Source organism: Serratia sp. CY29653 (genome assembly GCF_052169255.1).
Lineage (GTDB): Bacteria > Pseudomonadota > Gammaproteobacteria > Enterobacterales > Enterobacteriaceae > Serratia > Serratia sarumanii.
In genome coordinates this window covers 104,630-127,569 of record NZ_JBJNLC010000003.1, presented here as the reverse complement: position 1 = coordinate 127,569, position 22,940 = coordinate 104,630, and the positions used below count along the sequence as shown (strand labels likewise).

Here is a 22,940-nt window from a genome sequence, read left to right as displayed (position 1 = left end):
TAGCGAAAGATAACGAGAGCGAAGCGAGCTGGCAACTCAGTTAGCTAACCCGATTCAGCTATTGTGATCGAGCGCGCAAATCGTGGGTAAAAGAGCACGGCGAACCTGCGGATCGCCGTGAATGCTGAAGATCAACGCAGGAAAGCGGCCAGCTCGTCGGCGCGGGGCAGGGCGGTCATGGCGCCTTTGGCGGTGGTGGCCAGCGCGCCGCAGGCCTGGGCCTGGGCGATAACCGCCGGCCATTGCGTTTCCTGCGGCAATTCGTGAAGGCGCGCCAGCGCCGCTAACAGCCCGGCGACGAAGGCGTCGCCGGCGCCGGTGGTATCGACCGGCACGATCGATGGCGCGTGGAAATGGCGCAGACGCTGCCCATCGTGTACGCAGACGCCGTCGCCGCCCAGCGTCACCAGCAGCAGGCGCAGCGGATAGGTTTGCATCATCCAGCGAATGGCGTTCTCCAGATCGTCAAGATGGCTGATGAAAGCCAGCTCTTCGCGCGACAGTTTCACCACGTCCGCCAGCAGCAGCGCCTTTTGCAGGCAGGGGCGCAGCGCTTCCGGCTGGCGCCAGACCTCTTCGCGGATGTTGGGATCGAAACTGACCCGGCCGCCGGCCGCCCGAATGCGTTCCATCGCGGTAAAGGCCGCGCTGCGGCTGGGCTCCTGCGAGAGCGCGATGGAGCAGAGGTGCAGCCATTCGCCCCGTTGGAAAGCCGGCAGATCGTCGGGCTGCAAAAACAGATCGGCGCTGGGCTGCACCATAAACGTGAATGAGCGCTCACCCTGCAGATCGAGATCCACCACGACCGTGGAGGTGTGGTGTTCGGGATCCGGCCGCATATGGCCGATATCCACCCCTTCATCGCTCAGCACCCGCTGCAAAAAGGCGCCGAAGCCGTCTTGCCCCACTCGCCCGATAAAAGCGCTGTCGCCACCGAGCCGGGCGATACCCACCGCCACGTTAGCCGGCGCGCCGCCGGGGCATTTGAGATAACCGTTGGCATTTTCCGGCACCAGGTCGATCACGGCGTCGCCCAGTACCCATACGCGATTCATCATGCTTAATCCCTGTTTTTGTCCTTGTCAGATGGGTTGCTAAAATAGAAGAACCGGTTTAGCAAGGCAATGAAATAATGCGCTGGGGCGTTGGGAGGGTGAGGAGGATCAATTTTTTTCGGGGGTCGGGGGGAAGAGAACTCGCCCCGCGAGCCGGCTCGGGGGCGAGGTCGCGGGGCGGTTTAGCCCAGTTTCGGATACACGCCCGGGCCGATTGGCAACCCAAGCGCATACCAGACCAGCAGCAGCAAAATCCACACGCTGAAGAACACCACAGGATAGGGCAGGATCAGCACGTAATAAGTGCCGAGCTGCGCGTCTTTGCGGTAGCGCTGCAGGAAGCCGAGGAACAGCGGCAGGAACGGCGACATCGGCGCCAGCGGCAGCACCGCAGAGTCGGCGATGCGAAAGATCATCTGGGCGAACGCCGGGTGGAAACCGAGCAGCATAAACATCGGCACGAAGATCGGCGCCAAAATTGACCAGATCGCCGAGCCGCTGGCGATGAACATGCACAGGAAGGCGGAGAGGAACATCAGGCCGAGAAATGCCGGCGCGCCACTCATGCCGGCGGCTTCCAGCATATCGGTCAGGCCGACGGCCATAAACTTGCCCATGTTGCTCCAGTTAAAGAACGCCACGAACTGCGACAGCGGAAACACCATCACGATAAAACCCGCCATGCTTTTCATCGGATCGAGCAAGTGGTGGGGAATGTCATCCGGCCGCCGGATCTGTTTGGTGACTACGCCATAGGTAATGGCGACGGTGAAGAAGAACAGGATGATGATCGGCACAATGCCCTTGATGAACGGAGAAGGGATCACCGAACCGGTGTTCGGGTCACGCAGCGGCGCGGCCTCCGGCACCACCAGAGCGGCGATGATGGCGATAAACACCAGCGCGGCGATGCCGCTCATCATCAGCCCCCGGTTTTGCAGCGGGGTCAGCGCTGCGATTTTGTCTTCGGCGCCGCCTTGCCACTTCGGCAGCCGGGGCTCGATAAACTTGTCGGTGAGCAGCGCGCCGGCGATGGTCAGCACGATCACGGAGGTGGCCATAAAGTACCAGTTGTCGATTACGCTAACGTGAACCGCGCCATCCACCGCTTTGGTGGCTTCGGTGCTGATGCCGGAAAGCAATACGTCGGTGGTGACGATCAACAGGTTGGCGGTAAAGCCGGAGGCGACGCCGGCGATCGCCGCCAGCAGTCCGGCTATCGGGTGGCGGCCCACCGCCACAAACATCAGCGCGCCAAGGGGCGGCATCACCACCAGCGCGGCGTCCGACGAGATATGGCTGAAGAAGGCGATAAACAGCACCATATAACTGGCGTAGCGGGCGCTGACGCGCGAGGCCATTTTATACATCAGCGCCTGCAGCAGGCCGACCTTTTCCGCCAGGCCGGCGCCTATCACCAGCGCCAAAATAGCCCCCAGCGGCGCAAAGCTGCTGAAGTTATGGATGATGTTGGGAAATATCCACTGCATGCCCGCCACGCTCATCAGGTTATTGACCTTGATGAGCTCGCCGGTGGCCGGATTTTTCACCGCCACGTCGAGCCAGGAAAACAGCGCGGTGGCCAGCATAAGCACCAGGATCAAATAGACGAACAGTAAAAACGGATTGGGGATCTTATTGCCGATGCGTTCCACCCAGTAAAAAACGCGTCCGGGGCTTTTATTGATTGGCGTTGTGGCCTCACTCATGATTTTACCCTCTGTGTTTGCTCTGTTGTGTGATTGTTATTATTTGATTTATTTATAATTATGCTTAGTGGCCCGGTTCTCCGGGCCCTGTCTGTTCATGCTATTTCAATGGGGAGGGTTTCACCCCCTGAGGGATTGGGCAGCGGTACGGCTGTTCGGCGCGCCGGCGTTCAAACTCGCTGCGGCAGCGCGCCAGCAGAGCGCTGTCGCTCAGCAGATCGATGGCGGTCGCCGCCATCACCTTGCCGGCCAGGCACATGCCCTTATGGGCGATAGCGGTGCGGCCCTGCGCCACCAGTTGCCAGGTGTGCAGAGGGGTGCCGAGTGCGAAACAGGGGCTAAAGCATTGGGCGGTCGGCGCCACCCAGCTTACGTCGCCAACGTCGGTAGAACCGTACAGCAGGTCGTCGGATTCCACATAAGGAGCGACCTCGTCCATCAGCACCTTTTCTCCCAGCAGCTGCACCCACTCGCGCCCGACTGCGCCGCCGGTGCGGGCAATGTTGAGTTTGGCGTTGCGCAGATCGTCGCGGCTCAGCGTCTGGCGGATTTCCTCGGCGAATCGGCGTTCGGCGTCGCTGTACTCGGGCAGACCGAAATCACACAGGTTTTGATACATCGCGCGTTCCAGGCTGCGGTTTGGCTCATAGTTGGAGCAGGCCTTGTCGAAGCGCACTTCCATCTGGGTGTCAGTCATCAGCGCGGCGCCCTTGGCGATGTTAATCACCCGTTGGTAAATGTCCTGCGCCTGGTCGAGCTGCGGCGCGCGGATCAGGTACAACACCTCGGCGTCGGCCTGCACCACGTTGGGGGAGCTGCCGCCGGTGTTGGTGACCGCGTAGTGCAGCCGCGCTTCTTGCACGATATGTTCGCGCAGGAAGTTGGCGCCGGTATTCATCAGCGTCACCGCGTCCAGCGCGCTGCGCCCCAGGTGCGGCGAGTTGGCGGCATGGGCGGCGACGCCCTTGAAGTGAAACGCCGCCTGAATGTTGGCCAGCGTACTGGTATTGAACATGCCGCTGAAGCCTTCCGGGTGCCAGGTGAGGGCGGCGTCGACGCCGTCGAACAGGCCTTCGCGCACCATAAAGGTTTTGCCGGAGCCGCCTTCTTCGCCCGGACAACCGTAGAAGCGCAGGGTGCCGGTCAGCCGGTTTTGCTGCATCCACGCCTTGGCGGCGAAGGCGCCCGCCAGCGCCGCGGTGCCCAGCAGGTTGTGGCCACAGCCATGGCCGTTGCCGTTTTCCACCAGTGGCTGCGGCGTGGCGCAGCCCGCCTGCTGGCTCAGCCCGGCCAGCGCGTCGTACTCGCCCAGCAGCGCGATGACCGGGTGGCCGCTGCCGTAGCTGGCGATAAACGCCGTCTCGATGTCGCCCACGCCGCGTTCGACCGAGAAACCTTCCTGCTCCAGCGCATCGGCCAGCAACGTGGCGGAATAGGTCTCGTTGAAGCGCGTTTCCGGGTGGTCCCAAATCGCGTCGCTCAGCGCGCTGAAGCGGGGCCGGCGTTGGTCAATGTAGTCGTCGATAAATGCCTGCAGTGCTGAGTTGCTCATGCTTCGCTCCCGAATGTCGGCAGGTTCAGCGCCAGCGATGCCAGCGTTTTCACCGCCACCGCCATCACCTGCTCGTTGAAGTCGAATTTTTCGTTGTGGTGCCCGGCGCTCAGCTCGGTGCCGAAAATGACGTATGAGGCCTGGCCGCCGCGGGATTTCACCCGCTCCATCATGTAGGTGGCGTCTTCTGAACCCGCAGCCTGTTCGCGGCGATCGACCACCGAGGTCAGCTCGGTTACCTGCTGTGCTTGGCGGCGGATGTAATCCACCCACGGTTGGGTTGGTTTGCTGCTCTGCGCAGCGCCCATCAGCGCGATGTCGCAGGCGACGCCGTGCATCTTGGCTGCGCCTTCGATGGCGTTCAGCGCCTGCTGATAGACGAACGCGTTGATCTCATTGGTGGCGCCGCGCGTTTCCACCTTCATAAACGCCCGATCGGCGATCACGTTGCGGCCGGTGCCGGCCTGCAGCACGCCGACATTGATGCGCGAGCTGCCTTCGCTGTGGCGCGGGATGGCGTAAAGCCCCAGCGCAGCCTGGGCCGCTGCCAGCAGAGCGTTGCGACCGTCTTCCGGCCTGGCGCCGGCGTGGGAGGCGACGCCGCGGAAGGTGACGTCCAGCTTGCTGGTGGCCATAAAGCTGTCGCTGCCGCACACCAGCTCACCGGCCGGCACGCCGGTGCCGATATGCACCGCGGTGAAGAAATCGACGTCGTCCACCACGCCGGCCTCCACCATCGATTTTGCGCCGCGGGTGCCTTCTTCCGCCGGCTGGAAGATCAGTTTGACGGTGCCGCTAAGCTGGGGCTCCAGGCTTTTGAAGACGTGCGCCAGCCCCAGGCCGATGGTGGTATGGCCGTCATGACCGCATGCATGCATCATGCCGCTGTTGCAAGAGGCGAAGCCTTCACGGAACGGCAGGTGTTCGGGTTCCAGCAATTCGTTGAGATCGAGGGCGTCCATATCCACGCGGTAGGCGATGGTTGGGCCGGGGCGGCCGGTATCGAGCGTTGCGACGATGCCGGCGAAGCCGCCGGAAAAGTGCGGCAACCATTTTTCCAACGCCCCCTGATTGCGGGCGCGCTGTTCCTGCGCTTCCAGATCATCGGACGAAGGCAGCCCCATGCGAGACTCTGCCTTGATGACCTCGCGGCCCAGCTGCAGGCGATAACCCAGCCGATCGAGTTCTTCCGCCACTAGGGTAGCGGTGCGGAACTCAAACCAGCCGGACTCGGCATAGCGATGGAAGTCGCGGCGCCAGGCCTGCAATTGCGGGTACAAATCGGCCACCAACATCGAAAGCGAATTAGTCATAGTGATATCTCATAAGTTATCGCGCGCTGGATCGCTCCAGGCAGCAGTTATGCTCTGAACTGAAATCAGACGGTGAAGCTATTGCAAAGAAAAAGGTGTATTTGGTTACTAACTGCCGTGAATGGCGCTTATTGGCGCAGAAAATGCGCTTAATTAAGCGAAATAAGAATTTGGTTATTTATTATGTTTTTTCCGAATGTACACAATGGAATCTGGCTAAATAAGATGCCAATATCTTGCTATTGATAAATAACGGTTATCGCCTTTCGCCTATGCCAGCCTCGATAAAATTGCACCAATTGCGTGCATTTGTGGACGTTAGCCGCCAGGGCAGCATCCGCGCCGCCAGCCGCACCTCACGCCTTTCCCAGCCTGCACTGACCAAGGCCATTCAGGAGCTGGAAGAGGTGCTGGGCGCCAAGCTGTTTATTCGCCGTAGCCAGGGTGTGGTCTTGACCGACTGCGGCGATAACTTTTTCCAGCATGCCAGCCTGATCCTTGAAGAGCTGCGGGTGGCGCAGGAAGATATCCAGCAGCGGCTGGGGTTGGCGGGCGGCACGGTGAATATCGGCGTTGGTGGCAGCATTGCGCGCACCGTGATGCCGCAGGTGGTCACGCAGTTTCATCGTGAGTATCCCAACGTGAAGGTGCGCATCGTCGAGGGGCAGCTGGTGTCGATGATCCCTGAACTGCGCCAGGGCGAGCTGGATTTTACCGTCAATACCTACTATCCCAGCAGCCTCGACAACGAGTTGCAGTACGAACGGCTGATGGAAAAAGAGTATCGGGTGGTGGTGCGCAAAGGGCATCCGATGGAGGGGGCGACCTCGCTGAAACAGCTGCAGCACTGCGACTGGACCATGCCGACACCGAAAGGCAGTTATTACCGGTTATTGCACGATCTGTTCGGGGACTTGGGCATGGCGCCGTCGATCAGCGTGACCTGCGAGACCTTTATGGCTTGTACCAGCCTGGTGGCGCAGAGCGATTTTGTTAGCATTCTGTCGGTGGACGTGATTTCGGATCCGATTCTGGGCAAGCATTTGGTGCCGCTCGAGCTGGAAGAGAGTCTGCCGAAAGCGACGTTTTATCTTATCCAACGCAAGGACACCACTTTGACGCCGATGGGCGCGCACCTGGCGCGCCTGTTTCGCCTTTACTGTCGGTGATACCGAGGCCCCGGCGGGGCCTCGGTATCAGAAGGCGATCGACCCCTGCACGAAGAAGGTGCGCGGTTCGCCGACGTACTTGCCGAAGTTATTGTCGTTGGAGCGGGTGAAGTAACGCTGATCGAACAGGTTTTTCACCCCGGCGCCCAGCGTCAGGTTCGACAGCTGCGGCCCGAAGTTATATTCCCCGCGCACATTCCACACCATGTAGCCGGCGATATCGCCGAACTGACCATCGGCGCTTTCCTGCGTGACGTACTCCGGCCCGGTGCCCGGCGAATGCTGTTTGGACTGCGCGTAGCCGTCCAGATTCCATACCCAGCTGCCGGTGGCGTAGCGCGTGCCGACGGTATAGACCTGGCGCGAGTAGAACGGCAGGTCTTTACCGGCGAAGTCGCCCTTATCGGTGCTGGCCTTGGTGTAGGTATAGCTGGTATAGACGCTGGCGCCGTCGAGCGCCCGGTTCAGCTCGCTGAGATCGTAGCTGAGCGCCAGCTCGATACCTTTGTGCTTGGTGGCGCCCATATTGGTCCAGCCCACGTCGTTGCTGATGTATTGCAACTGGTTATCGAAGTCGATATAGAACAGCGTGGCTTCGGCTTTGACCACGGTATCGTCGTAGCGGGTGCCGAATTCATAGGTATGCGCTTTCTCCGCCGTCAGCCCCGGCGCAGGTTGGTTGCCGTTGCCGCCTTTGGTCAGCTGGAAATACTGCATGCTGCCGAACGAGGTGTTGGCGTTGGCGAACAGCTTCCAGGCGTCGGACAGGTGGTACATCACGTTCAAGGACGGCAGCGGTTCGCTGTAGCTTTTCTCGCGGCTGATGTTGTTGAAGGCATCGTCCACGTGGGTGCGGATGCTTTCATAACGCAGGCCCGGCGTGACCGTCCAGTTGCCGACGTTGATGGTGTCGTCGATATAGAACGCGTTGGCCGCGGTGCCGCCGGAGGTGTGTTGGTAATAGTCCGGGGTCTCCGGCGTCGAGCCGATATCCGCCGGATTATACCAGGCCGAACGCGACGCCTTTTCGTCCATGGTTTCATTCAGGTAACGGTAACCGAGGGTGATTTCGTGCGCCATATCCCAGAAGCGGAAGACCTGCGAATAGCTTGGTTCGATAGCCCAGGTTGAATAGTGACGCGGATAGGAGACCATGCGCCGCTGGCCCGCGTTTTTGCCGGTGCCTTCCGATTCGATATTGCTGCCGCGATAACTGTCGGTGAAGTAGGTCAACACTTCGAACTGTTTGTCGTCTTCCTGATGTTTGTACTTGAACGACATATCCTTGCGGCGGCCTTCGAACTGGTCCCACGGCCGCGTGGATTGGAACGGGTTTTGCGCGTATTGCGCGGCACTCAGCCCGCCCGGCATGCCGGCTTTGGCGTCGTAGTAGTGGAAATTGGCCAGCAGCTCGTCGCGATCGCTGAACGCATAACGCGTTTTCAGCATGAAATCGTCGATGTCGGTGTTGTCGTTGTTGTCGCGGTAGCCCTGGCCGTGCAGGCCGGAGTAGAGCAGCTCGGCGCCGAGGCCGTTGTCTGCGGTGCCGCCCACGGAGGCGCTGGTCAGGGTCTTCAGGCCGCCGTGGCTGGCACCCTGGGTTTGTACGCTGGCGGTGCCGCCAAACGTTTTGGGAATGTCTCGGGTAACGAAGTTGATCACGCCGCCGACGTTCTGCGGCCCGTAGCGCACCGCGCCGCCGCCGCGCACCACGTCCACCGATTGCAGATTACCGATAGACAGCGGGGCCATCGACAGCTGCGGCTGGCCGTAAGGCGCGACCGCCAGCGGGACGCCGTCCATCAAAATGGTGGATCGCGGAGAAAGACGCGAAGTCAGGCCGCGCACGCCGACGTTGAGCGAGATGTCGCTGCCGCCGGTGCCGTTGCTGTCGCGCACCTGCACGCCGGGGACGCCGCGCAGGCTGTCGGCGATGGTTTGGTCGCCCTGTTCATGCATCTGCTGCTGGGTGACGATGGAACGCGCGCCCGGATGGTTGAGCAGCACCGAACTGGTATCAGGGTTGTCCAGCCAGTTGCCGACGACGGTCACAGTGTCGGTATCGTTCTGAGATGAATTATCAGTAGCAAGGACAGGGAACGCGACGGCGATGGCAGCCGACAGCAGGGAAAGCCGAAAAAGAGGTGACATAATAATGCCTTAAGAGTTTCAGACCCGGATGTGTTTTTTTAGAAAAGACAATCTTAATGATAATTATTGGCAAGTAAATAGAATTGTTACGGGATAGTTAAGTGGGTAACTAAATAATGAATGCGGGAAACAGGGCCCGGCTGGCGGGCCCTGGCGGGGGTTATTGCGGCGTAAGCCAGAAGACGCCGCTGTAATCCAGCGCGGTGAATTTCTGATGCACCATTTCGATATCCGCTTGCGGATCAATATCCTTAAACAGCGCCGGGTGCAGGAATTTGGCGATCGCCTCAACCGCTATAAAGTTGAGCGGCGTGTCGTAAAATTGATGGTAAATCGCCATCACGCGTTTTTCTTTCACCGCTTTCAGCACGTTAATGCCGGTGCGATCCAGCAGATGCGCCAGTTTCTTTTGGCTGGTGGCCATATCGGTAGCGTAACCCAGCGGCACTGCCAGCGTGCCGCGATGCCCGCGGCTCCAGTCGGCGCCGGTCAGCAGATAGAAATCCGGGTTGCTGCTGATCACCTGCTCGACGTTCACTTCACCGCCCATGTCTGAAAACAGCTTGCTGCCGATATTGTTGCCGCCGGCGGTATCGATGAACTGCCCGAAGCTGCCTTTGCCGAAGGTGTTGCAGCACTGTTCGCCTTTGATGCCGGCGCTGCGCTCGATGAAGACGCTGGGGCGCTGCTCCGGTTTCAGCGTGGCGACGCGCTGGCGCACCAGCTCGAGGCGCTGCTGATAGAGGCGAATAAAGGCGTCGGCGTTGGGCTGCTCGTCAAACACTTTACCCAACAGCGCCATGCTGGCGACGGTGTTGGTCAGCGGCTGCTGGCGAAAATCGATGATCAGCACCGGGATGCCGACTTTTTCCAGCTGGGTCAGTACGCCGCTGTCTTTCAATTTGCTCAGCAGACCGATGTCGAAAATGATCAGGTCCGGTTGGCGCACCACCGCGCTTTCCACGCTGAAATCACTGGTGTAGGGGTTGTCGAAGGTAGGGATTTGCATGACCTGCGGAAATTTTTTCGCATAGGCTTCAACCAGATCCGGTGCTTTGACCTTCAGCGAGTTGTCCCAGGCGATGATGTTTTTCAGCGGCTGCTGCGGGTGCAGAATATTCAGCGCCAGCAGCGCGCGGGCATCGGCCAGAATAACGCGTTTGGCCGGTTGCGGCAGGGTGACCTGACGGCCGGCGACATCGGTGACGACGATAGGCGCGGCTTGAGCGGCGCCGGCCAACAGCAAAACGCAGGCGGCCAACCAGCGGCCGGCTTTGGCGATAATAACAGCGGGCATGAAGATCCTTGGGTAATCGGCTGGGAACGAGAACGCAATGATAAGCGATATCCTTTCGCTTTTTGAACTCCCTTGATGCCGATCGATTACCCCTGGCCCATCAGCGGGTCGCTGACGCTGTGTTCGCCATCTTCCAGCCGCCCCGCCAGGCGGCGCAGCCAGCCGTCGGCGCCTTGCAGCGTAAGGTCATACCAACCGCCGCTGGCGCGGGCGTCAAACGCTTGCTGGTGGCTGCCGCCCGCCGGCAGCGTGATAGGCCACGGCCCTTGCTGCGTGTAGGAGCAGCGTTCTAGGGTGACCGCTATCGCTTCGGTGCCCGGATTGTTCAACTGCAGCAGCAGGCTGCGGCCCGTCGGGCGTAAACGCACCTCCGGCTGTGGCCGGCTCAGGGTGCCGCGCAGCTCGCGATGAAAGCCGTTGGGGCCGAGCAACCACAGATGGTACTCATTCTCCGCCAGCCAGTCGTCGCTGACCGCCTTACCCGCCTCGACGGTAAAACGGCGCGGGATCTGCGTCAGATCCCGCCGATCGTAGACGTGAAACACCGCTCCCTGCTCGCCGGTATTGAACAGGTTCAGCGTCACGCGGCGCTGCTCGGCCGCGACGGTGGCTTCGACGTGCAGCTGGTAGGGCAACGCGCGGGAAGGGCGTGCCAGGCGGCGTTGGTGGGGCAAACGCTGGTGGGCGGGGGATGGCAGCGGCACCTGCGGCAGCTGTTCCTGGCGCAGGCGCAGGCCGTCGGCGGCGTGGCGGCTGGTGGCGGGCAGGCTCGGCAGCGCTTCGCCGTTAGGATCGACAAAGTTGAACGCCGAGGTGAGATCGCCGCACACCGCGCGGCGCCAGGCGCTGATGTTGGGTTCATGCACCTGAAAGCGCTTTTCCAAAAATTGCAGCACCGAGGTGTGATCGAAGACCTGCGAGTTGACCCAGCCGCCGCGGCTCCAGGGCGACAGCACCAGCATCGGCACCCGTGGGCCGGGGCCGTAGATGCGGCCGTCCGGCGGCGGTTGATCCTGCGAACCGGGCGGGGCCACGTGCTGGAAGATCTCGGTGTCGAACGGCACCGTCGATTTACCGGCGAAGCTGCCGTCTTCGCGCAGCGACGGCGCGGAAGGTGAAGGCATATGGTCAAAAAAGCCGTCGTTCTCGTCGTAGTTAACCAGCAGGACGGTTTTACTCCACACCTCCGGATTGTCGGTCAGCGCGTTGAGGATCTCTTGGGTGAACCAGCCGCCCTGCACCGGGCTGGAGGGATCGGGGTGTTCCGAATAGGCCGCCGGCGCGATGATCCAGCTGACCTGCGGCAGTTTGCCCTGCTGCACGTCGGCGCGAAATCCGGCCAGCATGGCGTCCAGATCGTTGCCGTCGGCGGCCGGCAGGGTGTTGCCGTTGCCCTTGTACAGCGGCGCGGCCTCGTTGAGCGCATCGCTGTAGGGCACGAAGGCGTTGAAGTCTTTCGGCGGCCGCGCCGGATTGCCCACCTGAATGCTGGCGGCGCGGTATTGGCGAAAACCCGCCAGCGGGTTGTCGGTAAAGTTGTCCGGCAGGAATTGATACACCTTCCAGCTGACGCCGCTTGCCTCCAGCCGTTCCGGATAGGTTGTCCACTGGTAGCCAATCTCCGCCGGGCCGGGGCTGTCCCACTCGTTGACCACCACCGCCACGTCGGCGGCGGACGGGCCGTTGGTGCCGGTCCAGTGGAACAGCCGGTTGGTGTTGGTACCGGCGTGAATGGAGCAGTGATAGGCGTCGCACAGGGTAAAGGCGTTGGCCAGCGCGAACTGGAACGGCAGCTCCTGCTGGCGGTAGTAGCCCATCGAGGCCGGCGTTTTGTAGGTGGGCCAGGCGCTCATGCGGCCGTGATCCCAGGCGGCTTGCTCATCCACCCACGAGTGCGGCGTGCCGGTGACGCGCTGGGCGTTGCCGCGTTTGCTGTCCAGGTGGTAGGGCAGCACCAGCCGCTCGGCGCCCTGCTGCTGCCAGACGTGGCGATCGCCGGGCAGTGGAATGGTGAAGCGATCGCTGAAGCCGCGCACGCCAGGCAGGGTGCCGAAGTAGTGGTCGAAAGAGCGATTCTCCTGCATCAGGATCACCACGTGTTCGACGTCGCGCAGGGTGCCGGTGCGGTTATTGGCGGGAATGGCCAGCGCTTTGCGAATCGAGGCGGGCAACAGCGAGAAAGCCGATCCGATGGCGGCAGCCCGCAGGATGTCTCTGCGTGAAAGGTCAGGCATGCGTCGTTAATCTCCGTCAGTGTGCTTTGAAGATAGCCGCTGACGACGATAATGGCGAAAAATAACAGGGAGATGAATGCGAGGGAAACAATGCTCCCCGGCGGGAGCATTGGGGGATAACGCTTACTGTCTGATCAGGCGCCCGAGCGCCGGCGCCGTTTCGAAATCGCTGCGGAAGGGGTTGATGTCCAGGCCGCCGCGGCGGGTGTAGCGCGCGAACACGCTGAGTTTTTCCGGGCGGCAGCTCTGCTTGATGTCGTTGAAAATGCGCTCGACGCACTGCTCGTGGAATTCGTTGTGCTGGCGGAAGGAGATCAGGTAGCGCAGCAGGCTTTCGCGATCGATTTTGCGGCCTTCATAGCGGATCACCACGCTGCCCCAGTCCGGCTGGTTGGTGACCAGGCAGTTGGATTTCAGCAGATTGGAAGACAGCGTCTCCGCCACCGGTTCCCCTCTCTCGGCCGCGCCGCTCAGGTATTCCGGTTTGAAGGCGAAGTCGTCGACCGCGATATCCAGATCGTCGATGTTGATGCCCGGCAGGCGGTCGATCTGCGCCGGGTAACCTTCCAGCCCCGGATAGAGTTTGACGGTGACCTGGCCGTTGGCCGCCTGCGACAGATCTTGCTGCATGGCGGCGCTCACCTGTTCCACGCTGTCGAAGCGCGTTTGGTTAAAGCTGTTGAGATACAGCTTGAACGACTTGGATTCGATCAGGTTCGACGAGGAGTGCGGGAAGGTAAATTCGCCGATGCCTACCACTGGCTTACCCTTGGCGTTGAGCCAGGACAGCTCGAAGGCGGTCCACAGATCAAAGCCGCTGAACGGCAGCTGCCGCTCGTCCACGCCGATCAGATCGCGGCCGCGCGCGCGCGGCAAGGCTTCGAGCAATGCGGGAGCATATTGATCCGGATAATCGGAGTTGGCGCCAAGATGGGTGATCTTATCTTGCTTTTGGATATGCATATTCATTGCCCTTTGCTTGTTCGGTATTGATGTAGCGGTTAAACAGACTGCGGGTGGCGTAGATCGGCCCGACGCCCAGCAGGGCGTAAACCACCTTGATCAGGAACTGCGACAGGATCATGGTTTTGATGATGTCCCAGCTCAGCACGTTGTAGAACGCCAGCGTACAGAACACCACGCTGTCGATGGCCGAAGCCACTACGGTACTGGTGATCACGCGCACAAACAGGTAGCGGGAGTTGGTCAACTCTTTGATTTTGCAGAGCAGGTAGGAGTTGACGTTCTCGGAGATCAGATAGGCCGCCGACGAGGCCACCAGCACCGCCATGATGCTGTGTACGATGCCGTTGTAGGTCTCGCTGTACTCCCACTGCGGAATGCTCGGCACCAGCGTCGTCACCCAGACCCCCAGGACAAAGGTCAGGTTGGCGATAAACGAGATGATGATGGTGCGCCTGGCCAGCCGCAACCCGTAGAATTCGTTGAGAATGTCCACCAGAATGAACGTGAGCGGGTAGATGAAGATCGCCGGCGGCGTGATGAGATTCAGCACCGGGATTTGGATCGGCTTAACGCCGCACAGCGTTGAGAAAATATAAATCACGCTGAGCGCCACGGTAATAATCAGGTAGGCGTACCAGGAGCGTTCATGGCGATCGCTGAGCTCGTAGGCGGTTTTTTGTTGGTTGTCGCCATAGAGTTTGCGGTACAGCGCCTGCAGCTCGTGCCGGCTCAGATCTTCCGATATTTCGCTGTCGGCCAGCTCATTCAGCCCCATGGTAATGGTTTTGCCGGTGGCCAATACCATGACATTGGCCGCGATGGTGCCATGCCGGGTGAAGCCCAACAGCTTGAACTTCTGATTCGGTTCCATTTATAACCTTTCTCCAACGATGTAACCCAGGAATTGCACGGTGTCCTGAGGGCGTTTGTCCATGCTTTCGCTGTCTTTGTCGTCAACCACAAAGAAGCCGCTTTTTCCCGAGTGATACAGCAAAGGCGAATCGCAAATCAGTACCGGCGGACGTTTTATGATGATGATCTCGCCGGGAATAAATGACCCTTTAATTTCGGTCTCTATTTTCATTGCCAACATGTTCGACTCATCGCCGAAGAAATAAGTCAGAGGAAACTCGGTGACCAGTTGCCCGATCTTGCGCTGCGAGACGGCCAGATAGCGCGACTGCGGGATCACCGGAATGGCGGAAGGGTTCTTGTTGCCCTCGGTGGACAGCGTCTCGTTGAGCAGCTCCAGCTTTTCCAGATCGTAGTCTTCGATCTCTTCACAGGAGACACCGAAGAAATCGGAGATCCGATTCACGGTGGATTGCTGAACGTTGTTCACTCTTCCGTCAAGAATTTTGTAGAGAGTCGTGCGCGTCAGGCCGCTGCGATTGGAAAAGGAAGCCTTGGTTTCACCGCGGGTACGCATCAGATATTCAATATTTTTAATGATGTTGATTTTGCGCTGTGCGTTGGTGGTTTTCATTGGCTGTCCTTACAAACATTACGCAGGCTTCACTATATCCTACGCACTGGCGTTGTCCAGATAAAAAGGCGCGGACGCGCGGGTAACAGGCTGATTATTGGCGGTAATTATTGTTTCTCGTCAGCCGTTTAGCGCAGTGATGTCAGCGGGGGTGGCCTGCTTTCTCTGCGCGAAAGATAAAGCCGTGTAAATCAATTGATTAGGTTTTTCTTATGGAAAAGTGAACACAAAAGCCGGTTTTATGTTTACTTTTATGTTGACCAAAACCGATTTCATGGGCTACTGTTCATGCAAGCTGAAGTTTTTCTTTATGATCAAACACGGAAGCCAACAATTTTTATAATAAAAAGCCCAGAGGGGGCGTTGCCACACTCTGAGCATAATGGATAGCTTGCTACCGACACCAGGGACCCTAACTACCACGGCCGTTTGTCTGCGCGATCGGCCTATTCTTTTGCACTGAATCTCCCTTTTCGAGCATCAAACACTCCCCCGTTACCGGAGGAGTGCATTAACGCGTGCGCGAAAATCAGAGCGATTTCTGTGAGGCCAGCGGTTTTTGCGCCCGGCTGAAGGCCAGTTTGAGCACCCAATACAGCAGGCTGGCGGCCACCAGAGAGTTGATGGTCGGCACGCCCCATTCGGTCGCCAGGCCAACGGCGCCGCCGACGATGCTGGCGACGATCGCCGCCCAGCCGATGGTCGGCGTTTCGCTCGGCAGCTGGCCGGTACGGCGGCTCTCGTCCAGGATCTTGCGGTGGCTGCGCAGCAGGTAATAGTCCACCAGCATGATGCCGATAATCGGCGGGAACACCACGCCAAGCACCGTCAGGAAGTCGACAAAGCGGTCAAGAATGCCCAGCACCGACAGCGTGGTGCCCAGAATGCCGATCACCAACGTGGTGTAGGTGTACTTCAGCTTTTTGCCGGTGATGCCTTCCACCGCGTTGACGATGCCCAGCGAAGAAGAGTACAGGTTGAGATCGTTGACGCGCAGGGTGGAGAACACCACCACCAGCAAACCGGCGCCGCCGGCCGCTTGTGACATGATGGTGACCACATCGGCGGTGCCCAGGGTTTTGGCGATCAGGATCGCCAGGCCGTTCACCACGAACTCGCCGGCGATGATGGTGAAGAGCGTGACGCCGAGCACGTGCTTGCCGTTTTTGGAGTAACGAGTCAGATCGGGGGTCATCAGGCTGGCCACGATGGCGCCGCCGACGACGATGGTGATGCCGGCGCTGATGGTCAGCGGTTCACCCGGCGGCGCCAGCTGGATGATCTCCTGCAGGTTATGGCCGGAAAGCGCGGTCACCGAAATATAGGCCACCAGCATGATGAACATCGGCACCGCGATACGGGCGGCGATGCGCAGCGCCTTGAAGCCGAATGCCACCAGGATGGTCAGCAGCGTGCCCGAGAGCCCGGCGGCCAGGCCGAAGCCCAGCTTATTGCCGAGCGCGAAGTCGAGCGACTTGGCGAAAATGGCGTTCTGAATGCCGAACCAACCCAGCAGGCTGACGGCCACCACCACGCCGATCAGCACCGAGCCCAGACGGCCGAAGCCGCACCAGCGCGCCAGCAGGCTGCCGGAAATGCCTTCGCGCATGCCCGCCAGCCCCAGGCCGTAGGTCACCACGCCGAAGATCAGGCTGCCGACGAAAATGGCGGTGAAGGCGTCAATCAGCGTCATGGAGTTGCCGAGTACGGCGCCGAGCATGAACTGGTCCAGCGCGGTCAACATGCCCATATGCACGATGGCCACGCTTAAAAACGAAACTCGTTTATCCTGCGGCACCCGGGTGAGCGGATAATCTTCGATCTTTATCACGGTGAGATCTTCCTTGCGGTTCAAATAAACTGAATGCCTTTGGTTATCAGGCGATCGGGAATGTAGTTATCCAGGTTGGCGTATTTGCAGTATTCCTCAAATTGCTGCTGAGTATGCACGTTGGCCTTCTGGTAAATGTTATAAATACGGTTTTCGATGGTCTTATTGCTGACGTTATAGATTTTGGCGATCTCTTTCACCGTAAATCGTTGCAGCATAAGGAAAATGACATCGAGTTCGGCACGGGTGAACAGCTCGTTATTGACTTCGGTGGTCAACACGCTGGGTTTTTGCTGATTGATGTATTTCAGCGGCGACAGGCTGTTCATCGGCTTGGCGTTCCAGATCACGCCAATCACCTGTTTGTCATCGTTGTACACCGGCAGCTTTTCGCTGATAAACGGCGTCAGGCTGTCTTTGCCGTACCAGTAGTGCGTTTCTATGACCGTGACCCGATCGCGCGCCGCTTCGGTCATCTTGTCATGCTCGATAAAGTCGGCGGCGGAGTCGGCCCAGTCGGCGGGGAATTCGTGGTCATATTTACCGGCGACGTCGAAATTCAGCGGCGTATTGGTATAGAGATAAGCGGCGCGGTTCATATAGAGGTGGCGGGACAGCTGATCTTTGATGCCCCAGGGTTCGCTCAGGTGCTCCATCATGGTGATGAGGCCCTTAAAATAAGATTCATTATTTTTATGCGATGAACCCATACCCACCTCTGTGCCGCTCAGGCTGCGTTACAGGCTTTTAGCCAGGTAATGGCGGGTGTGGCGATGCGCATAGTCGCCCAGCTCGCCGTAGACCCGGTAGCCCAGTTTTTCGTAGAAGCCTCTGGCCTGGAAATCGAAGGTATCGACATAGGCCATATGGCAACCGCGCTTGCGGGCTTCTTCTTCGGCCAGCTCCATCAATTGGCGGCCGTATCCGCTTTTGCGGCACTGATCGCCGACCCACAGATACTGCACTTCCAGGCCGCCCCACCAGGTGCGTGCGACCAGGCCGCCGACGATCTGCTGGTTGTCGTCGGTGACGGTCAGGAACAGCGGGTGAATGTCTACGGGCTGGGTTTTGTGATTGTGCGCCCAAAGGCTGTCGATAACGAACTCTTCATCCTGCGGGTTGGGTTTGTCGGTGATATTAATATTCATTTTTAATATAATTCCCTGATTTAATTATTCAAAACCGAACTAGGCGCTTTCGCTCCAACCGCTTCTAATATCACTTTAATTAATGTATTTCAAGGGTGGTTTTCACCCTTTTCCACCCGGTGAGCGGGCGCTTATAGTAGGCGTCACAGGGAGAAGAAAATAGTGAACAGGCGGTATTAAAACGCTGAAATGCCCTGCCAACACCATCTATTCCTACTTGCGCCTCACCAGGGCCCCACCGGGAAAACTGCAGTACTGTATGGCTCCACCGGATAGAGCAAGCTCACTTGCCGACGGGGGAGCCACTTTGTTTTTTGACGCCCCCATCCGCGCCCCCCTTCACCGTCTCAGATAGTAAACACTCTTCTCATCAGAAGATATGCGCCGCAGATGAAAATGTGGCCGATACCTTCCAATCCGCGGATTCAGTCTTCTGCGATGACGCTGCTCAGCGCCGGCTCGATGGCCGCGCCCAGCATGGCGCCGTGCCCTAAGGCGGGCCACTCCCGATAGCCGATGGTGAGACCGCCGAGCTGCGCCAGCTGTTCGGCCAGCAAATGCGTTGCATCTGCCGGCAGAGTGGGGCTCTTCACGCCGGGCGGAGCCGCGCGATCGCGTTCCGCCAGGCCAACCCACAGTTGCAGCCTTGTCGCCGGCACCGCACGTCGTTCCGTCATCTGCTGCGCTTCTTGCAGGATCATGCCGTTGCCCCACCACAGTGAGGGTTCCACGGCGATGTAGCGCTGGAAGGCGGCGGGATGGGTGAACAGCGTGTGCAGAACGAAAAGCCCGCCGTAGGAATGGCCCCACAGCGTTTGGCGCTGCGGATCGACCGCCAGTTTGGCGGCGATCGCCGGTTTGATCCGAGTTTCAATCAATTGCAGGAACGCATCCGCGCCCCCGCCGGCCCGCGGCGCTTTCTTCATGCCTGCCGGCAGAGGGAGCGTATAGTCGTAGGCGCGGCCGGCGGCATCGATGCGCAGATCGTTGTCATAACCGATCATCACCAGCACCGGCGGCCGCTTCGCCGCTGCCAATTTGGCCAGTAAGGCGGCGTTCAACTCCATCAGCACCGCATTGCCGTCGAGGAAATAAACCGTTGGATAGCCGTCAGGCGCAGGCGCCCGACGCGGCTGGGCGATGCGAACACGGTAATGCCGTTGGCCATCGGCGGAGGTGAAGCGCAGATCGCTGAAACGATAATCCGCAGAATCGCTATCGGCTACGGTAGTGCCGATCTTGCGTTCCAAATCGGGCCTGGCCAGCACGGAGCCCGGCAGCCAAAGGCCGATGGCGAGCGCCAGAAGCGCGGAGATAAAATGCCGGTTGGACAAGAACATGCGGATCAACATCCTCGAAAAAGGCCGATAGTAGCATCCGTTCGCGTCAGGCAAAAACCTACCTTTAGGGTGGACATTCCGGCCGCGAAACCCGGAAGCGCGCCGCCAGTTGCTTTGCCGGGTTAATAGCAACTCATTGTTATTATTGGTAAGTCAGGAATAAGAAGGATTAGTATTAATTAGAAATGGTTATGATTCTTATGAGGGAAGAAACGGCGAGGGCAGATGAAAACACACGGTTATCAACGGTTTTTAGCAAAAAAAGCCCTATAAAATAGGGCAAAGACACACAACAACACCAGGGAAACTTTCCGGTATCTTATATTATAGCTTCCTATACATATAGAACATTTTATTATAAATATGTAAGTGATTCTTATTAATCGTTTAATGCCATTATTTTTCAAATGGTTATGTGGTCTGGCTGAGGTATTGTTCTTGGGCCGGGCGTGGGCTGCCAGGGATTGCCGGCAGGGGTTTTGCTGTAACGGCGGCATGAACCGGCGAGATCGGCGGCCCGATAACCCTCAGGGCAATACCGGCCGGCAGGCTGCGAGCATGCCGGCCGGTATTGCCGATCTTCACCGTGGGGCCAGGTGAAAATCAGTGCTGTTGCAGCGTCAGCATCTCGCCAAGCAAAACATCGGTCGGCGGCAGGATATCCGTATCCAGCCCGGCGGAAGGGGTAAAGGTCAGCTCGCCAAAAATGATTCGGCCTTGCGAGATGTAGAAATCAACGCGAACAAACTCGAAGGGCGCCGACAAGCGCGAGGCGTACTCAAACAGCTCATCGTAACCCTCTGGCTTCACGAAGGCGTCTATTTCTTCCTGGCTCAATGCCAGGCAGTCCTCGCTGTAGCAGAGAAACTTGAAATCTTTATCAAAGAAGTAATACTTCGGCGACCCGGTATCCCTGCCGACACACAGTAAGGTGCAGTAAGGCACGCCGCGGAAGCAATAGATCTTATAGTCTTCAGGCCCGTGACCATTGGCCGATTCGATATACTTCTCGCCAATGATCTTTTTTTGTATCCCTTTGTAGTTGAGTTCTACATAGGTTTTCCAATAATCGTCTTTCATCCAGCCGTCGATCAATTTTTTGGCGCTCGTGATATTCAGCAATTTTTTATTCTGGCAAATCAGGTTATACCCGGAACCGTGATTCCCTTTGATCACAAATTTGTCCGGCAACGCGTCCCACGGAATATCGTTTACTGAATCGCAGGCAAAGTACAATTCATTCAGGATCTCTTCGCACCCCTTTTCTTTGATGTACTCTCTCACCGCATATTTATCTGCGCATTGCTTCACCAACGCATTGTGACTATAGCCATTCAACTTCAGGTGATTGATCTTTTCATTCCAGGTGGACGGCGCCTGCAAGTTTAACGGTTTGCCAAACGCTTTTTTGTAGAGCAATCTGGCCTTGAATTCGGGGGCCAATACGGCCAGCTGCTTTATAATAAATTTAATAATTTGTCTTTTCATATACGTCATTCCATCATAGCGCTGTGATAATGATTAAGGCGTGCTCGCGGTTAAAACGTGGGAGAGACACCTTCACTTCGCCATTGAATTGCACTCGGCGTTGTACTCAGATCAAACGGCTGTTGTTCTAAAGCGCGATTAAGAATACGGGCCGATCGCCACGCCATCAGGCTCAACTGCGGATCGGCAATGCCGTGATGATGCATACTGGCGTTCATGGCGAATAAGCAGTTCTCCGCAGGGCCTTCCCACTCAAAGGTAAAGTCGGGGGCGATGCGGTATTCGCCATCCGCAGTGGTCAGCAAACGGTGGGCCAAAGGCTCAAGGAACTCTGGCGTTGCCGATTGGTAACCGGTGGCAAAGATCACCACGTCCGTCTTGAAGGCTTCTTCGCCGTGATCGAGATGATGGCGCGTTTCGAGTTGGTAGGCGTTATCCAGCGTGTGTTTCACGGCCGTCAGCGAACGGCTGGGCAGCAGGCGCACCCATAATTTCTCGCGCAGGACGTCGAAGCGGTGGTACATGGCGCGATAAATCGCCAGCAGCGACTCACTGGTGATGCCGTCTGAGGTCATCTTCTGTTCGGCCAGCATATGCCGCTTGGCCGCGCTATCCAGTGAGTAAAAGCTCTCGACGTAATCGGGCGTGAAATATTCGTTGGCAAAGGCCGCTTCATCGAGCGCGTTGTAATTGTTGCGGCGCGATATCCAGTCGAGCTGTTCCGGTTGCCCCCATTCCCCTTTAAAAATATTCAGGAACAGATCGGCCCCGCTCTGGCCGCCGCCGACGATCGCCACGCGTTTGCCTGTCAGATCGGGGTTGCGCAGCATCATTTCGCTGGCATGGAAACAGCGATCGCTTTGCACCGTCACGCAATCAGGCAACTTTATTTTCTTGCCAATCCCAATGCTGACGTGCCTGGCGTGGAAGACCTTATTCGAGGTGGTCACCACGAACTGACGCTGCCGATCGTCAAACTCGACCCGTTGAACGTCTTGATTAAATGCTAATGAGCGCATGCCGCCGGCGGCCCAGGAGAGGTAATCGGCAAACTCTTCACGCGATGCGGTGCGCTGTTCCGTGGTCAGGAAACGGTAGAACTTCCTGTTTTTTACCAGATAGTTGAGAAAGCTGTACCGGTTGGTTGGGGCAACCGCGCTCACCAGGTCTTTTAAAAAGTTGGTCTGCATGCTGCAATCCGCCAGGATCATCCCTGGGTGCCAGGAGAAATGGGGTTTGCGTTCCAGGAATTGCCCCGTAAATCCCTCTATTTCACTCCCCAAGGCCGCCAGGCTAAGATTCGACGGGCCAAGACCAATACCGATGATATCCAAACGCTGATTCATTAATAAGCTCCAGTATAATGAGAATAATACCCAGAAATACGGCTGCAGAAGGGCGGCTTATAGCAACCAGGCTGCCTCTTTCTTATAAGTAAGCTTCACGAATTAAATGTAATTAAAAGGTGTGCGGGACAAAAATACCGCATTATTTAAATGCCCGTTTAGAATTCGGTAGCACATCAGGTAAAGGCTACGGGCGTATTTCTTTCCATGAAAGTCCCAATGAAAGCTTTCGTGTGTTTATAATTAATTCGTTTAGGTATAAATCCGATAAAGTCTTATTTATCATTCCATAAAAACGCCAGCCCAGGGAAAAGAAAAGCCGTTGGGTTTTCATCAGTTGTTCTCGTGTCGACGCTGGTCTGCGTTCGTCTTATGTCTCTGGGATCAAGTATTCGTTGCCTAGAATAGCCCTAAAATGCGTCCTGGGAAGGTGAAATAACATGATATTAGAAGCAGAGGGCGTTTTGAAAATATGAAATTAAAAGTGAAATTATGAAATCAGCTTATCATAATTTATTTTTTGCCATATAATTCAACGTGTTGAGTTGTTATTCGTAATGGCGTGGCGAGCCAGTGAGCTGGGGTTTTTCCTGCTGCAGTGAGCCTCTTCCTTCGCTGTATCCCTCCTGAATCCTAAGTATTCCCTCCCTGCGGGCACTCATCGGCTGAGCAAAGATTGCTCATGCTGCATGCAAAATGCGCTGTTCGTTTAGTGGACACCGGCTCAATGCCGGCAGAAGGTCAGAGAGGCTGGCTGTCACGCTCGACGTGGTTACGTTGTGAGAAAGACTTGTCTAACCGCGCGGCGGTTAATTGTTCGTATGATAGGAAGATTCTTATGTTTCAGCTATAATC

Annotated in this window: 17 protein-coding genes; 1 reads left to right on the top strand and 16 read right to left on the bottom strand. The window is 57.9% G+C overall.

The window, feature by feature from the left end; translation table 11 throughout:
* Nucleotides 1-131: 131 nt before the first annotated feature.
* The 4 genes from ACJ8HN_RS16890 to ACJ8HN_RS16875 all read right to left on the bottom strand — a co-directional run bounded on the left by ACJ8HN_RS16890 (nucleotide 132) and on the right by ACJ8HN_RS16875 (nucleotide 5,629).
* Nucleotides 132-1,058: an aminoimidazole riboside kinase gene (locus tag ACJ8HN_RS16890; protein WP_442523727.1), complete on the bottom strand. Its 927-nt coding sequence runs from the start codon at nucleotides 1,056-1,058 to the stop codon at nucleotides 132-134.
* Between the two features lie 179 nt (nucleotides 1,059-1,237).
* Nucleotides 1,238-2,764 carry a p-aminobenzoyl-glutamate transporter gene (abgT, locus tag ACJ8HN_RS16885; protein WP_028127596.1) on the bottom strand — a complete coding sequence of 509 codons (1,527 nt, stop codon included), beginning with the start codon at nucleotides 2,762-2,764 and terminating at the stop codon, nucleotides 1,238-1,240.
* A 100-nt stretch (nucleotides 2,765-2,864) separates the two neighbouring features.
* On the bottom strand, nucleotides 2,865-4,316 hold the full coding sequence (locus tag ACJ8HN_RS16880) for a M20 family metallopeptidase (RefSeq protein WP_442523726.1): 1,452 nt from the start codon (nucleotides 4,314-4,316) through the stop codon (nucleotides 2,865-2,867).
* Entirely contained in the window at nucleotides 4,313-5,629 is a 1,317-nt protein-coding gene (locus ACJ8HN_RS16875) for a M20 family metallo-hydrolase (RefSeq protein WP_039567175.1), read from the bottom strand. The genes ACJ8HN_RS16880 and ACJ8HN_RS16875 overlap by 4 nt, the downstream gene beginning before the upstream one ends.
* A 272-nt stretch (nucleotides 5,630-5,901) precedes the next feature.
* Between ACJ8HN_RS16875 and ACJ8HN_RS16870 the strand changes: the two genes are divergently transcribed.
* Entirely contained in the window at nucleotides 5,902-6,798 is an 897-nt protein-coding gene (locus ACJ8HN_RS16870; protein WP_025304273.1) for a LysR family transcriptional regulator, read from the top strand.
* A 27-nt stretch (nucleotides 6,799-6,825) separates the two neighbouring features.
* Here ACJ8HN_RS16870 and ACJ8HN_RS16865 read toward each other — a convergent pair whose 3' ends face one another.
* From ACJ8HN_RS16865 to ACJ8HN_RS16810, 12 genes are all read right to left on the bottom strand, one after another.
* Nucleotides 6,826-8,949 carry a TonB-dependent receptor family protein gene (locus tag ACJ8HN_RS16865; protein WP_060424530.1) on the bottom strand — a complete coding sequence of 708 codons (2,124 nt, stop codon included), beginning with the start codon at nucleotides 8,947-8,949 and terminating at the stop codon, nucleotides 6,826-6,828.
* A 160-nt stretch (nucleotides 8,950-9,109) separates the two neighbouring features.
* The gene (locus ACJ8HN_RS16860) at nucleotides 9,110-10,246 is read right to left on the bottom strand and encodes an ABC transporter substrate-binding protein (protein WP_308885724.1); all 1,137 of its coding nucleotides are present in this window, start codon (nucleotides 10,244-10,246) and stop codon (nucleotides 9,110-9,112) included.
* Nucleotides 10,247-10,332: 86 nt separating this feature from the next.
* Nucleotides 10,333-12,480, bottom strand: coding sequence for a phosphocholine-specific phospholipase C (locus ACJ8HN_RS16855; RefSeq protein WP_442523725.1), 2,148 nt, complete (start codon nucleotides 12,478-12,480; stop codon nucleotides 10,333-10,335).
* Between the two features lie 123 nt (nucleotides 12,481-12,603).
* Complete coding sequence (gene queF, locus ACJ8HN_RS16850; RefSeq protein ID WP_308318374.1) at nucleotides 12,604-13,443, bottom strand: NADPH-dependent 7-cyano-7-deazaguanine reductase QueF; 840 nt, start codon at nucleotides 13,441-13,443, stop codon at nucleotides 12,604-12,606.
* On the bottom strand, nucleotides 13,421-14,317 hold the full coding sequence (locus ACJ8HN_RS16845) for a queuosine precursor transporter (protein WP_004937338.1): 897 nt from the start codon (nucleotides 14,315-14,317) through the stop codon (nucleotides 13,421-13,423). The genes queF and ACJ8HN_RS16845 overlap by 23 nt, the downstream gene beginning before the upstream one ends.
* Nucleotides 14,318-14,932 (bottom strand): helix-turn-helix domain-containing protein, encoded by a 615-nt coding sequence (locus ACJ8HN_RS16840; RefSeq protein ID WP_033636033.1) that lies wholly within the window; start codon nucleotides 14,930-14,932, stop codon nucleotides 14,318-14,320.
* A gap of 529 nt (nucleotides 14,933-15,461) precedes the next feature.
* Complete coding sequence (locus ACJ8HN_RS16835) at nucleotides 15,462-16,763, bottom strand: cytosine permease (protein WP_033649111.1); 1,302 nt, start codon at nucleotides 16,761-16,763, stop codon at nucleotides 15,462-15,464.
* A 20-nt stretch (nucleotides 16,764-16,783) separates the two neighbouring features.
* On the bottom strand, nucleotides 16,784-17,473 hold the full coding sequence (locus ACJ8HN_RS16830) for a helix-turn-helix transcriptional regulator (RefSeq protein WP_033636032.1): 690 nt from the start codon (nucleotides 17,471-17,473) through the stop codon (nucleotides 16,784-16,786).
* A gap of 27 nt (nucleotides 17,474-17,500) precedes the next feature.
* The gene (locus ACJ8HN_RS16825) at nucleotides 17,501-17,911 is read right to left on the bottom strand and encodes a GNAT family N-acetyltransferase (protein WP_004937348.1); all 411 of its coding nucleotides are present in this window, start codon (nucleotides 17,909-17,911) and stop codon (nucleotides 17,501-17,503) included.
* Nucleotides 17,912-18,336: 425 nt separating this feature from the next.
* Complete coding sequence (locus tag ACJ8HN_RS16820; RefSeq protein WP_197846493.1) at nucleotides 18,337-19,251, bottom strand: alpha/beta hydrolase-fold protein; 915 nt, start codon at nucleotides 19,249-19,251, stop codon at nucleotides 18,337-18,339.
* Between the two features lie 603 nt (nucleotides 19,252-19,854).
* Entirely contained in the window at nucleotides 19,855-20,739 is an 885-nt protein-coding gene (locus tag ACJ8HN_RS16815) for an ATP-grasp fold amidoligase family protein (RefSeq protein WP_049235432.1), read from the bottom strand.
* A 50-nt stretch (nucleotides 20,740-20,789) separates the two neighbouring features.
* Nucleotides 20,790-22,085 carry a lysine N(6)-hydroxylase/L-ornithine N(5)-oxygenase family protein gene (locus ACJ8HN_RS16810; RefSeq protein ID WP_440483153.1) on the bottom strand — a complete coding sequence of 432 codons (1,296 nt, stop codon included), beginning with the start codon at nucleotides 22,083-22,085 and terminating at the stop codon, nucleotides 20,790-20,792.
* Nucleotides 22,086-22,940 lie beyond the last annotated feature (855 nt).